Here is a 13,451-nt window from a genome sequence, read left to right as displayed (position 1 = left end):
GCTCGATCAGGGCATGACGGTTCTCATGCGAGCCGGGTCGGTTCGTCCTTCGGGACGAGCGACCCGGCTCGCGCCGTTCCACCGAGCGTGACCGCCGCGTAGGTGACGGCGGGAAGTGCGCCGACCGCAAGTTCGATGAACTGGTCGCGGTCGATGGCGGGCTCCCGGAGCCACGCGATGGTGATGTCTTCGACGAAGGCGACCCAGCCGCGTACGGCGAGGCGGACCGCGGGACCGGCCTCGATCCCAATGGCCGGCAGATATCGAAGTGTTCGCTCGACCATGGCGGTGCGCGTCTGTTCGAAGACCTCGCGCATGTCCGGGTCTCCGCTCGCGGTTCCGCGCAGCATCGACACGTAGGTGTCGCGCCGCTCGGTCACGTAGTCGGCGTAGGCGACGATAGTGCCGCGCAGCATGTCGAAGGGCTCGAGGGTCTCGTCGGGCGCAGTGCATTCGAGCATGTCGCGGCTGATGTGTCGGACGAGTTCGACGTGGAACTCGTGCTTGGACGAAAAGTAGTGGAAGAGCAGCCCGCGCGACACTCCTGCTTCGTCGGCGATGTCCTCGACGGAGATCTGGTCGAGCGGACGCTGCGCAAGCATCCGCATCCCGAGGTCGATCAGCTGGGCGCGGCGTTCTGCCGGTCCGAGCCTTCTTCGTTTGGTGTCGGTGCCTTTCACGGCTTCCATGCAATCAGTTCTACTGAATTAGAGTCAACAAGACTATTGACCCGCACTCAACAAGTGCCTACGCTGAGTTACATGAGTCTTCCGGTTACAGACAATACCGCCGCCGACACGAACCCTCGCCTGGTCGACACACTGATCATCGGCAGCGGATTCGCCGGACTCGGCGCCGCCATCAAGCTGACCCGCGCCGGCAAGGATTTCCTCGTCCTCGAACGCGGAAACGAGGTGGGCGGCACCTGGCGCGACAACACCTACCCCGGCGCCGCATGCGACGTGCCCTCGAACCTGTACTCGTACTCCTTCGCCCTCAACCCCGGCTGGACCCGCTCGTTCTCCCCCCAGCCCGAGATCCAGGCGTACATCGCCTCCGTCGCCGACAAATACGACGTGCGCCGCCGCACGGTCTTCGGCTGCGACGTGCAGTCCGCCACTTGGAACACCACGACCTTTCGGTGGGATGTCGAGACCACCAAGGGCGCATTCAGCGCGAAGATCCTCGTTTCTGCGGTCGGCGCGCTGTGCGAGCCGTCACTGCCCGACATCAAAGGCATCGACAGCTTCGAGGGAGAGATCTTCCACTCGGCGCGCTGGAACCACGACGCCGACCTCGCGGGCAAGCGAGTGGCCGTGATCGGTACCGGAGCATCCGCCATCCAGATCATTCCCGCGATAGCCGGGAAGGTCTCGCATCTCGACGTCTACCAGCGCACCGCACCGTGGATCCTCCCCCGCGCCGATCGCGAATACACCAAGGCCGAGCGATTCGCATTCCGCTACGTGCCGGGCTTCCAGCGCCTCTCCCGCGCCGTCCAATACCTGACGCGCGAGACACAGGTCGTCGGTCTCGCCAAGGCGCCGATGTTCATGAAACCCCTCGAAGTCGCGGCACGCGCCCAGATCCGCCGGCAGATCTCGGACCCGGTGCTGCGCCGCAAGGTCACCCCGACCTTCAAGATCGGCTGCAAGCGCATGCTCATCTCCAACGCCTATTACCCGGCGCTCGCTCGGCCGAACGTCGACCTTGTCACCGCTGGAATCAGCGAGGTGACGGCAGACGGCGTCGTCACCGACGACGGCACCACCCGCAAGGTGGATGCGATTGTCGTCGCGACCGGTTTCCACGTCACCGATTCCCCCACGTTCGCCGGTATCCACGGCAAGGACGGCCGTTCGCTCGCCGAGGTGTTCGACGACAGCGGCATGCAGGGATACAAGGGCACGACCGTCGCCGGATTCCCCAACATGTTCTTCCTCGTCGGTCCCAATACCGGCCTCGGTCACACTTCGATGGTGTACATGATCGAATCGCAGCTCAACTACCTCGTCGACGCCATCCGCACCATCGACCAGCACCGTATCGGCACCGTCGAGGTGCGCGACGACGCGCAGGCCGACTACAACCGCACCCTCCAGCACGCTCTCGCATCGAGCGTGTGGAACACCGGCGGCTGCGCGAGCTGGTATCTCGACAAGCACGGCAACAACACCACGGTATGGCCGGGATTCACCTTCGAATTCCGCAGCATGACGAAGAAATTCGATCTCGAGGCGTACCGCAGCGTCGCCACTGCCGATCTCCCGGCACTCACCCCCGCACAGACCGCAGAAGCCGACACCACCCGAGAGGTCGCAGCAAAATGAGTGAATTCACCGGCAGGGTCGTCGTCATCACCGGCGCCGGCTCCGGAATCGGACGTGCCCTCGCGCTGAATCTCGCGGCGAAGGGCGCCCGGCTGGCCGTGTCCGATGTCGACACCGTAGGGCTGGAAGAAACTGCGCGTCGCGCGCGCGATCTCGGGGCCGAGGTCCTTGCGGATCACCTGGACGTCACGCAGCGCGAAAAGGTAATGGACTACGCAGACAAGGTCGTCGAACGCTTCGGTGTGGTCAATCAGGTCTACAACAACGCCGGTGTCGCATACCACGGCGAGTTCGAGCGCACGGAGTTCAAGGACTTCGAGCGCGTCGTGGACGTCGACTTCTGGGGAGTCGTCAACGGTACCAAGGCATTTCTTCCGCACCTGATCGCATCGGGTGACGGGCACCTGATCAATGTGTCGTCCTTGTTCGGGCTGCTGTCCATTCCGGGCCAGAGCGCTTACAACGCGGCTAAATTCGCGGTGCGCGGGTTCACCGAGTCGCTGCGGCAGGAGATGCTCATCGCGAAGCATCCTGTGCGGGTGACGTGTGTGCACCCCGGCGGGATCAAGACGGCGATCGCGCGCAACGCGGCCGTACCCGACGGCGACGATCAGGTGAGTTTCGCTCAGTTCTTCGACAGTAAACTGGCCCGCACCACCCCCGAGGATGCGGCCGCGACCATCGTGCGCGGCGTCCGGAAGAACAAGGGCCGCGTGCTGATCGGCGCCGATGCAAAACTGCTCGACGGTTGGGTGCGTCTCGTCGGTCCGTCGTACCAGCGTGTCGTCGCTTTCGTGACGGCGCGCGTACTGCCGAAGGGTTAGCGTTCGTCATGCCCCACCTGCCGCTGCCACTCGTCCGCGCCGCACTCCGGCCCCTGTACGCGCTCACGCTCAACGCGCGACTCCCCTATCCCGTGCAACGACGCCTGCTCGAGGCCGCCGCGCCGATCCAAACGTTGCCATCGGGCACAGTGGTCCGGCCGACGACGTTGGCGGGCAGGCCGGCAGAACGGGTGACGGTGGGCGCCACCGAACGTCCCACCGCGGTGCTGTATCTGCACGGCGGCGCCTACACCTGCGCGTCGCCTGCCACACACCGATCCCTGGTCGCACATCTGGCAGCGGCCAGCGGTGCGGTGGTCTATGCGCTGGACTATCGTCTCGCGCCGGAGCATCCGTACCCTGCCGCACTGGACGACGCCGTCCAGGCCTACCTCCAGCTTCTCACCGAGCCGGGGATGCTCCCGGAAACCGTGTCGATTGCCGGGGATTCGGCCGGCGGCGGTCTCACGGTCGCCACCACGAACAGGCTCCGCACCGACCACGGCGTCACCCCAGCCGCCATCGGCCTGTTCTCGCCCTGGGTGGATCCGGGGTCTCGCTCGGCACCGTTCGATCGCGATGTCGTCGTCAACACGCGATGGGTGTACTCCTCGGCGAAGGCTTACCTCGGCGACGGAGACCCCACCGACCTGGGTTACGCACCGATGCACGCGGATCCGACCGGCCTGCCGCCAACGCTGATCCAGGTCGGCACCACAGAAGTGCTCTACCCGCAGATCGTCGAGTTCGCGGGCAGACTGCGCGCCGCGGGGGTGGATCTGACGCTGGTCGAGCAGCCTGAACTGTGGCACGTAGCGGGACTACAGGCCTCGCTCGTGAAAGAGGCCGCGGATGCGGTGGCAGATTTCGGCGAGTTCTTGCGCTCCCACATGAAGCAGACCGGGTGAACCTGTGATCCGGCGCAGCGATCAGGTGTGCTCCGCCAGCCAGTCGTCGGCCACCGCAGCTGAGTCCTCGCCGGTAGCGACGCGGGTGATCATGTCGGTCAGATCCGACGTGGTGAGCTCACCTGCGATGACGCGGAGGGCGTCGAGCTGAAGCTCGCCGAAGACTGCCTTTCGGAACACAGGGACCACATTCTGTGCGACGAACACCGGACTCTCCATGTCGGAGGACGCTTCCTCCATCGGCGCTCGGTCCGGGGCGTCGGGCACCGTAACCACACCGCTTCCGCTGCTCTCTGCGAGCACGGGCGCAAGGGAGGTCAGTCCCGCGACGGTGTCGACGTCCGACGTCGCGCCGAACGCAGCAGCTGTCGGCGCTCGCTCGACCGATCGTGGTTCGCACCCGAGTTCGGTGAGGGCCTCGAGTCCGCCGGCGGCCTCGAACTCCGGGGTGAGAACGAAGGTGAGGTCGGTGCAGTGACCGGCGAGGTCGGAGATCCGCGAGATGTCCCGTGTCGCGATGAGGTCTGCGCCGGCGGCAAGCACCGCGCGATTCTGAGCCGACGCATAGTCGGCGATCGTCAGCTCGTCCGGGAGCGCACGTGCCAGCGCCTCGAATACGTCTTCCGCGTCCGTGGCGGCGACGCCGGGGTCGTAGTGCCGGAGCAGCAGCCCCGTGTAGTCGGGGACCACCGTCGCGTCATCGGTGTCGAGTGCGGCGAGCGCTGCGTTACGGTCGGCGAGACCGTCGCGGACCTGCACCTCGATACCGGTCGTGCGCAGCACCCCGGCGTAGAGGTGCGCAAGCAATGCGCCGTCCGCACCGTCCCGTGCCGCGACCACGACGGGACCGGACACCTCCGCAGAGTCGAGAACCGGCGATGCGCACCCGGCCGAGAGTGACATCGCGGCCACGACAGCCGCGATCAGCGAGCGGTGCCGCATCCTCTTGATCTTCACGGCGGCCATTGTCGCGCATCCTCGGCAGACGCCGAACGCCCCGGTCCGAACCTTGGTGCGGGTTCGAGCCGGGGCGCACGGAGCGATCACGTCAGTCGGTGACACCCTCTGCCCTCGCAGCGGCCGCAACGGCTTCTGCGACGGCGGGCGCGACACGCGGATCGAGCGGGCTCGGAACGATCTTGTCCACAGCCAATTCATCACCGACGACCGAGAGGATGGCCTCGGCGGCGGCGAGCTTCATGCCCTCGGTGATACGGCGGGCGCCCGCGTCGAGCGCCCCCTTGAACACACCGGGGAAGGCGAGCACGTTGTTGATCTGGTTCGGGAAGTCGCTACGCCCGGTCGCGACGATCGCCACGTGCTTGGAGGCGACGTCAGGGTGGATCTCCGGGTCGGGGTTCGACAGAGCGAAGACGATCGCGTCGTCGGCCATGGTCGCCACGATCTCTTCCGGGACGGTGCCCGCAGAGACGCCGACGAACACATCGGCACCGTCGAGTGCTTCGACGATTCCGCCGTGCCGGCCCGCCGGATTGGTGCGTTCGGCCAGATCGGTCTTCACGCCCGACAGATCGGTGCGCTCGCGCGAGATGATGCCCTTCGAATCGAGCACCGTGACGTCGTCGATTCCTGCAGCGAGCAGGATGTTGGCGCACGCGACACCAGCTGCACCGGCGCCGGAGATGACGACCCTCAGCTTGGTGATGTCGCGGTCCTGCACCTTCACTGCGCCCTTGAGGGCGGCGAGGAGGACGATGGCCGTGCCGTGCTGATCGTCGTGCATGACGGGGCAGTCGAGCGCCTCGATCAGACGCTTCTCGATCTCGAAGCAACGCGGGGCAGAGACGTCCTCGAGGTTGACGGCCCCGAAGCTCGGGCGCAACCGGACGATGGTTTCGACGATTTCGTCGGAATCCTTGGTATCGAGAACCAGCGGTATCGAGTTGAGCCCGGCGAACTTCTTGAACAGCGCAGCCTTGCCCTCCATCACCGGAAGGGAGGCGCGCGGGCCGATGTCGCCGAGTCCGAGAACGGCGGTGCCGTCGGAAACGACAACCACGAGACGGTTGGTCCAGGTGTACCGCTCGGCCAGCGTCGCGTCGGCCGCAATCGCACGACTGACCTGGGCAACGCCCGGAGTGTACGCAATGGACAGGTCGCGCTGGGTGTCCAGCGGCGAGGTGAGCTCGACAGAGAGCTTGCCGTCGACGTGGCTTCCGAAGATCTCGTCGTCCGTCAACGCGAGCTTCTGAGGGGTTTTTGCGTCGGACACAATTGACACGATGACACTCCTGCATGTTCCGAGACCAGTCGGGTCCCGGTTACTGCGAAGTAACTGCAACAGAACATCATTGGTATGCACCGCATGCATCGACCGTGTGTAGTTGCAGCAGCTTCGCCAAGGACGGGTTCGGTGAAGCTTCCGGGCGCGATCACGATTGCCGCTGTACAACGCTGTACGACTTCCGGAGCGTGATGGCGCCGAGGAGGGTGGCCCTGGCGGCGGCCCTGAGTATTCCAACGAGCTCGAACAGGACCTGCCATCTTCTGCCCGAAGCGGGGCGGTAGCACCACCTCGAACCACCCAGAAGTTTGCCACCTTCACAGACCAAACATCAAATCGGTGTTGGTTGCGAAGGTTCTCACCGATTTGCGTGCCCTACCTGTGAGTTTGCAAGCCTGGCGGTCGATTTTCCAGTGATTCCTCAGCGGTTCCTGGGGTTACGTCCGAGCTACCGGCGAGTAGCGCGCAGGTTTTCCGCCCTCAACCCCACCACTGGGTGACCAACAGAATCGATGCAGTGAAAACCACCACAATTGCGGCAAGCACCGAAATCGGCCCCCGCCGACGATCCGCGAACACCTGCGCCACCACCGCGACGACTGCGGCGACGACGTGCGCCACCACGGATTCGGTCCCCGGGCCCGGGAAATCGCCATCCCCTCCGAGATAGTGGGCGCCACACACCACCGCCATGAGGACCAGGACGGCACCCGTCACGATTCCCGAGACGACGCGTGCCGCCCTCACCACGAAACCCGCACGTCCGGAAGCGGCTCCGTAACGAGCACGGTCGTCGTAGTACTCGCCGGAGTAGTACTCGTCCACGTAATACTCGTCTTCGTAATAGTTGCTGTCCCGGTAGATTTCATTCTGATCTGCGTCGTCGCGACGCGGCCCCCACGACCTCATCCCTCGACCACCTCGACGCCGTGCACACGATCGAGCATGTCCTCGAACGCGTCACCATCCGTCGTGAACCGGCCGAGTCCGACCGATTTGTTGTCGCCGTGATAGTCGGACGAACCGGTGACGAACAACCCGAGGTTCGAGGCCATGTCCCTCATCAATCGAGCATCCGCGTCGCTGTGGTCGGGATGATCGGCCTCGACCCCACCGAGACCGACCTCGGCGAGCTCCTCGATCTGGTCCAGCGCAAGCAACCGTCCGCGAGATCGAGCCCGGGCATGGGCGACAACCGAGACGCCGCCGGCTGCCGCCACCATCTTCACCGCTTCGGCCAGCGGCGTGTCGTTCTTGTCGATGTAGTAACGACCCCGCGGCGCCAGCAATTCGGTGAATGCGTCTCCGATCGTCGGCACGACCCCGGCTTCGACGAGCGCCCGCGCCAGATGCGGGCGACCGGCCGCCGGTCCGGCCTGTTCCAGGACACGGTCCGCGTCGATGGGCAATCCGTCTTCTGCCATGCGCTCCGCCATCACACGCAACCGTGACACGCGCTCGCCACGCAATCGCTCGAGTTCGTCGTCGAACACACGATCAGTGGGATCGAACAGATACGCCAGCAGGTGCACTGCGACAGGAGCGCCGTCCTCGCCGCGACCGGTGCACGACATCTCCATGCCCCGGACCAACCGCAGGCCGGAAGGCAGAGCACCGACGGCCTCGTCCCATCCCGCTGTGGTGTCGTGGTCTGTCAGGGCCACCACGTCCAGGCCCGCTGCCGCCGCATTCCGGACGAGACCGGTGGGGGTGTCCGTACCGTCGGAGGCGGCCGAATGGGAGTGAAGATCGATGCGCACCACACAAGTGTGTCAGGTGCAGCGACTACGATGATCGAGCGACCGGACAGCGCCTGGACACGTGCCGAAGGCACCTCGACACGGACGGAAAGGAACCCGTTGCCGAACCGTTCCTACCAAGTGAGCGGGAGTGCTCGCGTGATGCCACGTGTCCGGGACGCCGCATGAGCAAGGACGTACCGACGATCCACGTCCCCGCCGAACGTGCGGTGGTCGACTGCGCGATCTACATCGACGGCAAGCGTCTCCCCGGCCGGTACACGCACGCCGCAGCCCTCGCGGAAGTCCGCCGACGCGGCGAGGGGTTCGTCTGGCTCGGCCTCCATCATCCGGACGAACATCAGATGACGAGCGTGGCCCGGACGTTCGATCTGCACGAACTGATGGTCGAGGACGCAGTGCACGCACATCAGCGTCCGAAACTCGAGCGCTACGACGATCTGCTGTTCCTTGTGCTTCGCACCGTGACCTACGTCGAGCACGAATCGGTGACGACCACCAACGACATCGTCGAAACCGGTGAGATCATGCTGTTCACCGGCCCCGACTTCATCGTCAGCGTGCGTCATGGCGATCACTCGGAGCTGTCCGCAGTGCGTGCCCGCCTCGAAGCCGACCCAGAGCACCTCGGTCTCGGGCCGGCCGTGGTCCTGCACGCGATCGCAGATCACGTCGTCGACACCTACCTCGCGGTCACCACCGCGGTGCAACCGGACGTCGACGATCTCGAGGAATTCGTCTTCACCCCCGACACCAGGATCGCGGTCGAGCAGATCTATCTCCTCAAGCGCGAGATCCTTCAATTGCGTCGCGCCGTGGTGCCCCTCGCAGAGCCGTTGCAGCGACTCATCCGCTCACCCGGCAATCCGATCCCCAAGGACATTCGCCGCTACTTCCGCGACGTCGCTGATCATCACACCACGGTGTCCGATCGCATTGCGACTTTCGACGAAACGCTGAGCACCCTCCTCGACGCGGCAATCGCCAAGGTCACGGTCCAGCAGAACACCGATATGCGCCGCATCTCGGCGTGGGTTGCCATCGCTGCGGTACCCACGATGATCGCGGGCGTGTACGGCATGAACTTCGATCACATGCCGGAGTTGCACTGGGAGTACTCCTACTATGTGGTCGTCGGCGTCATCGCCCTGATCGTGACCGTGTTGTTCGTCCTGTTCCGACGCAACAAGTGGCTGTGAGCGCTGCCCTACTCGAGCGCGTATCCGTCTCGTCCGGTGCGCGCCTCGGCCGGCGCACGGTGCCTACCGTGGCACTCGCGCTCATCGCAATACAGCTGGTAGTCCGCGGAGTTCTCGCGTTCCACGGCGAATTCTATTGGGACGACCTGATTCTGATCGGCCGTGCAGGCACCTACCCGCCGCTGTCGCCGGAAATGCTGAGTTACGACCACGACGGGCATCTGATGCCCGGGGCGTTCGCCGTCGCGTCGCTGGTCACCTGGCTCGCTCCGATGCAATGGTGGCCTGCCGCACTGACTCTCGTCGTGGCCCAGCTGTTGGCGTCACTCGCGGTGTTACGTCTGTTGTGGCTGATTCTCGGACCGCGTCGAGTGTTGTGTGGCCCCTTGCTGTTCTACCTGTTCTCGCCGTTGACGCTGCCCGCGTTCACATGGTGGGCGGCCGGACTCAACTCACTCCCCATGCAGGCTGCTCTCGCCTGGGTGGCAGGGGACGCCCTGCAACTCGCGCGGACAGGCAGACGACGTCATGCCGTGTCCGGTGTCGTCGTCACCCTCTGTGCCTTGGTGTTCTTCGAGAAGTCGGTCCTCGTACCCTTCGTCGCGTTCGTGACGGTCGCGCTGCTGTATCGCGTGGACGGTGTTCGGCAGCCGGTCCGTGTCGCGTGGCAGCGAGCACGCCCCCTCTGGGTCGGATCCGGCGCGGTACTGGTGATCTGGGCCGCGTGGTACATCACCGTCGTCGCATCGCGGTTCGGTGTGCCGCCCTGGTCGATGGTGGCAGGACTGACCCACCACGGCCTGTCGTACGGTCTGGCGCCGTCGCTGCTCGGTGGGCCGTGGCAGTGGGACCGGTGGAATCCGAGTCCGCCGTGGGCCGACCCACCGCTGGTCCTCGTGGTCGCCGCGTGGGTCGCTGTAGCGGGTGCGCTGGTGTGGAGCCTGCGCTGCCGGACCCGGACCGGCTGGGTGTGGACCGCGACAACCGCGTACGTGTGCGCCTCTCTCGTGGCCATGATCAGCACGCGGTTCGGTCCCGAGACGACATACGAGCTGGCGCAGACCCTGCGCTACTTCGCCGATTCGTCCGTGATCGTCGCGGTGGCGGCCGCGCTCATCCTGCGCGCCCCGCAGCGCAGACCGACGGCGGCGTGGTCGCGTGCGGTCGCCCTCGTCTGCGCGGTCGTGTTCCTCGTGAGCTCGGCATGGTCGACCGTGACATTCGCCCGCAGCTGGACCGACAACCCCACCGGCGAATACCTCGCGGCCGCGAAGGCTGCACTCACCGAACACCCGCAGGATCCGGTCCTCGACCACCCGGTATCGGTGTGGGTCCTGTTGCCCGTCACGTACCCGCACAATCTCGTCGGATCGGTGTTCTCGTCGTTACCCGGACGTTCCCCCATCAGCGACCACACCACCTCGCTCAGCGTCCTCGACGATCGTGGCGCGCTGGTACCCGCCGAACTCATGCCGCTGCGCGGCGTCCTCCCCGGGCACGTGCCCGAGTGCGGACACCGGGTGGCCGACGACGTCGTGACGACGCTCCGCTTGAACGAGCCTGCCGGCGACTGGGAGTGGACCGTCGAGCTGCACTACATGGCCGCCGACGACGGCGCGATCGACCTCGGATTCCCCGGTCGCCCCCGCGTCACCGTGCCCGTCACCGAGGGGCTGGGCTCGGTGTACGTGCGACTGTCGGGTGGCGGCGCTGCGCTGCAGGTCGAGTCGGCGACACCGGGACTGAACGTATGCATCGGCGGCGGATCGATGGGCGTGGTGGTCCCGAGCTGACCCATCACATGCGCGCGGCGCCACGTTCGGGGTCACGGACGTCGATGCCTGCCTCCGCCCATGCCTCGCGCAGAGCGTCGGCGCCGCGCAGTCGCTTCCACGCAGCTTCGTTCGCCGTGACCGGAACCGCATCGAAGAACCGCACCGGATCGGCAGGCTCGGGCAACTCCAGATCGGGCACGTCGCTCGATTCGAGGAGCACCGCGGTGAACGGCGCACCCTCCCAGAGTGGCTCACCGAGATCGAGGAGCGCGTCGGCGGTGAGTACCACCCCCTCCACGGCTGGAAGCGCCGCCAGCACCGCCAGGCTGCGGTGCACACCGGCCGTGAGACCGTCCGCCCTGCGCAGACTCAAAACGAGTTCGGCGCGCGGACCGCGGTTCGGGTCGGCGATGGTTGCGGTGGGATCGCCCATCGGGTGACGCGAACAACCCAGTGTCGCAAATCGGGTGAGGTCGTCGTGTGCGTGGAACCGCAGAATCTCGATCGGTTCGAGGCCGAGAAAGGTCACCGACGCCGATTCGGGCGCCGGCCCGGTCGCGTCGGAGAGGTTCGCGGCGAGGTGGGCACGGACTGCGGTGAGAACGGCTTCGGTCACCTCTGCAATCTAACGCGCCGGCGATACCGCATGTCGTGAGCGGTGCGGCCCGCGAGGGATGCTGTGTAAACGCCCCTTGCCTTCTTCGTAGTCTCACGCACCGTGAGGCCACGGACGCCCGAGTTCGGTATTGCTTCGTGCGCCTTTCCTTCGAATGACTCGAGGGTGATGTCGTGGAACCGGGTGACGTCGACGGACCGCTGAAATCGTGTCCGGTCATGCCTCAGAGGCCGCTGCACAGGTGGCTACGGGTGGTCGATCGTCGACAGCCGCACCCGACCACTATCGAGATCGATCCATCCGTCGTCTCCCACGGCGATGTCGATTCGGCCGTTCCTCTTGCCGACAATTTCTTCAGTGACATGCCGCTTCGCGGGCGAGAAGAGCTCGTCCATCATCCCCAACATGCCGCCCCCCGCGTCGGCGGTGCGAGGCTTGCTCTTGCGCCAGAACACCCATCCCCTTCTCTCCGCCCACAGTGCTGCTTGATCGACTCCGACGAGCACCACGATCGCAGTCACACCGATCAGAAAAACTTCCATCGAACCGGCATCAGAACATGGTCCCCGCGAACGGTGCCAGCGGCCACGCGAACAGTGCCGCGGCGACCCGGAGCGATTCCCGGTCGTGCACCCGGATCCGTCCCGCAGCGGCCAGTTCGTGGCAGCCCACGCCGCCGAGCAACAACGATCCGAGTTCGGCGACACCGACCTCGAGCTGTGCATGCCCGTCCGAGGTCGCCACGCCGTCTGCGGAGATCTCGAACACGCCGTTGTTCTCCGCGAAGACGGGGTCGGTCACCGCGATCCGGACGTTGCCCGCTCCTGCGAACGATCGTGCGCCGAGTGCCCGCGACACATCGAGGATCCGCAACCAGGTTTCATCCGACACCGAACGAACATGTGCCCCACGATGGTCCGTCAGCATCCACGGCAGTGGATCGTCTGCCGGCACCGCGTCGAACACGATCCGGTCGACGAGGTCCAGGCTCAGCAGGAACCGGACGAGTCCCGCGTGGGATTCGGCGGTGGGGGCGAAGAAGTCGCTCACGACGATGGTGCGGTCGCGCCCGCCGAACCACGCCCCGGTGTTCTCAGGGCGGTACCGGATGAAACCGTCCTCGGCACCCGGGCTGCCGTGCACTGCGACATACGTGGGCCCGTTCCCCGACAACGAGCGGAAGCGCTGAGAAGCCCACCAGAACGATGTGCGTTCGATGCGTCCGGGGCGGTCTGTCGCGTGCTCGGAATAGATGCGCTCCAACAGGTCCCATGAATCGGGAAGCTCAGCGAACCTGACAGGGCCACCGGCTGGCACGCCCGGGTGCAGCACCCCACGGCAGCTCTCCACCTCGAGAGTCGTCGACGTCGACGCGATGCCGTAACCGAATCTCCCGTAGATCGTGGCCTCGGAGGCTCGCAAGCTCGCAACGACGTCGCCGCGATCGTGCGCGTCGCGCAGCTGCCTGCGCACCAGGGAGGTGACGACGCCGCGGCGAGTGTGGGTGGGGAGCACTCCGATGTGGGTGACCCCCGCGTGGGGCACGCGTTCGCCGCCCGGCAGCACCAGAGACCCGGACGTCGCATCGACGGTACCGACGAGCGCTCCATCGATGAATGCGCCGAACGTGCGGCCCACCTCGAGGTAGTCGCCCATGCGTCCCTCTGGATAGTCCGGCCCGGAAGGAAGCCCGACCATGGCCGTACGGAACAGTGCCATCGCGTGCCTCAACTCCTCGTCGGATTCGAGGGCTCGGATCTCGGCGTCACGGTGTTCGCTCATACGCCCGAGACT

General features: G+C 65.9%; 13 protein-coding genes. 5 read left to right on the top strand and 8 right to left on the bottom strand.

The features are described from left to right. Positions 1–23: 23 nt before the first annotated feature. On the bottom strand, positions 24–689 hold the full coding sequence (locus tag ACTDXD_RS18770) for a TetR/AcrR family transcriptional regulator (protein ID WP_440123787.1): 666 nt from the start codon (positions 687–689) through the stop codon (positions 24–26). 72 nt (positions 690–761) lie between these two features. On the opposite strand from ACTDXD_RS18770, the gene ACTDXD_RS18765 reads away from it, so the two are divergent. The 3 genes from ACTDXD_RS18765 to ACTDXD_RS18755 are packed head-to-tail and all read left to right on the top strand — an operon-like array spanning position 762 to position 4,062. Beyond that, positions 762–2,330 carry a flavin-containing monooxygenase gene (locus ACTDXD_RS18765; RefSeq protein WP_440123786.1) on the top strand — a complete coding sequence of 523 codons (1,569 nt, stop codon included), beginning with the start codon at positions 762–764 and terminating at the stop codon, positions 2,328–2,330. Then, entirely contained in the window at positions 2,327–3,154 is an 828-nt protein-coding gene (locus tag ACTDXD_RS18760) for an SDR family NAD(P)-dependent oxidoreductase (RefSeq protein ID WP_440123785.1), read from the top strand. The genes ACTDXD_RS18765 and ACTDXD_RS18760 overlap by 4 nt, the downstream gene beginning before the upstream one ends. Before the next feature lie 8 nt (positions 3,155–3,162). Continuing rightward, a complete protein-coding gene (locus ACTDXD_RS18755; protein WP_440123784.1) occupies positions 3,163–4,062 on the top strand; it encodes an alpha/beta hydrolase in 900 nt (299 codons plus the stop codon). Between the two features lie 21 nt (positions 4,063–4,083). On the opposite strand, the gene ACTDXD_RS18750 is transcribed toward ACTDXD_RS18755, so the two are convergent. From ACTDXD_RS18750 to ACTDXD_RS18735, 4 genes are all read right to left on the bottom strand, one after another. Then, the gene (locus ACTDXD_RS18750) at positions 4,084–5,028 is read right to left on the bottom strand and encodes a glycine betaine ABC transporter substrate-binding protein (protein WP_440123783.1); all 945 of its coding nucleotides are present in this window, start codon (positions 5,026–5,028) and stop codon (positions 4,084–4,086) included. Positions 5,029–5,110: 82 nt separating this feature from the next. Next, on the bottom strand, positions 5,111–6,304 hold the full coding sequence (locus tag ACTDXD_RS18745; RefSeq protein WP_440123782.1) for an NAD(P)-dependent malic enzyme: 1,194 nt from the start codon (positions 6,302–6,304) through the stop codon (positions 5,111–5,113). Between the two features lie 483 nt (positions 6,305–6,787). Further along, complete coding sequence (locus ACTDXD_RS18740) at positions 6,788–7,216, bottom strand: hypothetical protein (protein WP_440123781.1); 429 nt, start codon at positions 7,214–7,216, stop codon at positions 6,788–6,790. After that, complete coding sequence (locus ACTDXD_RS18735) at positions 7,213–8,067, bottom strand: PHP domain-containing protein (protein ID WP_440123780.1); 855 nt, start codon at positions 8,065–8,067, stop codon at positions 7,213–7,215. The genes ACTDXD_RS18740 and ACTDXD_RS18735 overlap by 4 nt, the downstream gene beginning before the upstream one ends. Before the next feature lie 164 nt (positions 8,068–8,231). On the opposite strand from ACTDXD_RS18735, the gene ACTDXD_RS18730 reads away from it, so the two are divergent. Then, positions 8,232–9,266 carry a magnesium and cobalt transport protein CorA gene (locus ACTDXD_RS18730; RefSeq protein ID WP_440123779.1) on the top strand — a complete coding sequence of 345 codons (1,035 nt, stop codon included), beginning with the start codon at positions 8,232–8,234 and terminating at the stop codon, positions 9,264–9,266. Continuing rightward, a complete protein-coding gene (locus ACTDXD_RS18725) occupies positions 9,257–11,059 on the top strand; it encodes a hypothetical protein (protein WP_440123778.1) in 1,803 nt (600 codons plus the stop codon). The genes ACTDXD_RS18730 and ACTDXD_RS18725 overlap by 10 nt, the downstream gene beginning before the upstream one ends. A gap of 4 nt (positions 11,060–11,063) precedes the next feature. On the opposite strand, the gene ACTDXD_RS18720 is transcribed toward ACTDXD_RS18725, so the two are convergent. From ACTDXD_RS18720 to ACTDXD_RS18710, 3 genes are all read right to left on the bottom strand, one after another. Beyond that, entirely contained in the window at positions 11,064–11,657 is a 594-nt protein-coding gene (locus ACTDXD_RS18720) for a suppressor of fused domain protein (RefSeq protein ID WP_440123777.1), read from the bottom strand. 245 nt (positions 11,658–11,902) lie between these two features. Then, on the bottom strand, positions 11,903–12,178 hold the full coding sequence (locus tag ACTDXD_RS18715; protein WP_440123776.1) for a hypothetical protein: 276 nt from the start codon (positions 12,176–12,178) through the stop codon (positions 11,903–11,905). A gap of 31 nt (positions 12,179–12,209) precedes the next feature. Beyond that, on the bottom strand, positions 12,210–13,439 hold the full coding sequence (locus ACTDXD_RS18710) for a GNAT family N-acetyltransferase (protein ID WP_440123775.1): 1,230 nt from the start codon (positions 13,437–13,439) through the stop codon (positions 12,210–12,212). Positions 13,440–13,451 lie beyond the last annotated feature (12 nt).

The organism is Rhodococcus sp. SJ-3, assembly GCF_051918125.1.
Taxonomy (GTDB): Bacteria; Actinomycetota; Actinomycetes; order Mycobacteriales; family Mycobacteriaceae; genus Rhodococcus.
Note: the sequence above shows the minus strand (reverse complement) of the source record. Positions and strands in the feature narration are given on the sequence as shown.

Coding starts and splice junctions, on each gene's coding strand:
- ACTDXD_RS18770 (WP_440123787.1), bottom strand. CDS start 689: ATGGAAGCCGTGAAAGGCACCGACACCAAACGAAGAAGGCTCGGACCG.
- ACTDXD_RS18765 (WP_440123786.1), top strand. CDS start 762: ATGAGTCTTCCGGTTACAGACAATACCGCCGCCGACACGAACCCTCGC.
- ACTDXD_RS18760 (WP_440123785.1), top strand. CDS start 2,327: ATGAGTGAATTCACCGGCAGGGTCGTCGTCATCACCGGCGCCGGCTCC.
- ACTDXD_RS18755 (WP_440123784.1), top strand. CDS start 3,163: ATGCCCCACCTGCCGCTGCCACTCGTCCGCGCCGCACTCCGGCCCCTG.
- ACTDXD_RS18750 (WP_440123783.1), bottom strand. CDS start 5,028: ATGGCCGCCGTGAAGATCAAGAGGATGCGGCACCGCTCGCTGATCGCG.
- ACTDXD_RS18740 (WP_440123781.1), bottom strand. CDS start 7,216: ATGAGGTCGTGGGGGCCGCGTCGCGACGACGCAGATCAGAATGAAATC.
- ACTDXD_RS18730 (WP_440123779.1), top strand. CDS start 8,232: ATGAGCAAGGACGTACCGACGATCCACGTCCCCGCCGAACGTGCGGTG.
- ACTDXD_RS18710 (WP_440123775.1), bottom strand. CDS start 13,439: ATGAGCGAACACCGTGACGCCGAGATCCGAGCCCTCGAATCCGACGAG.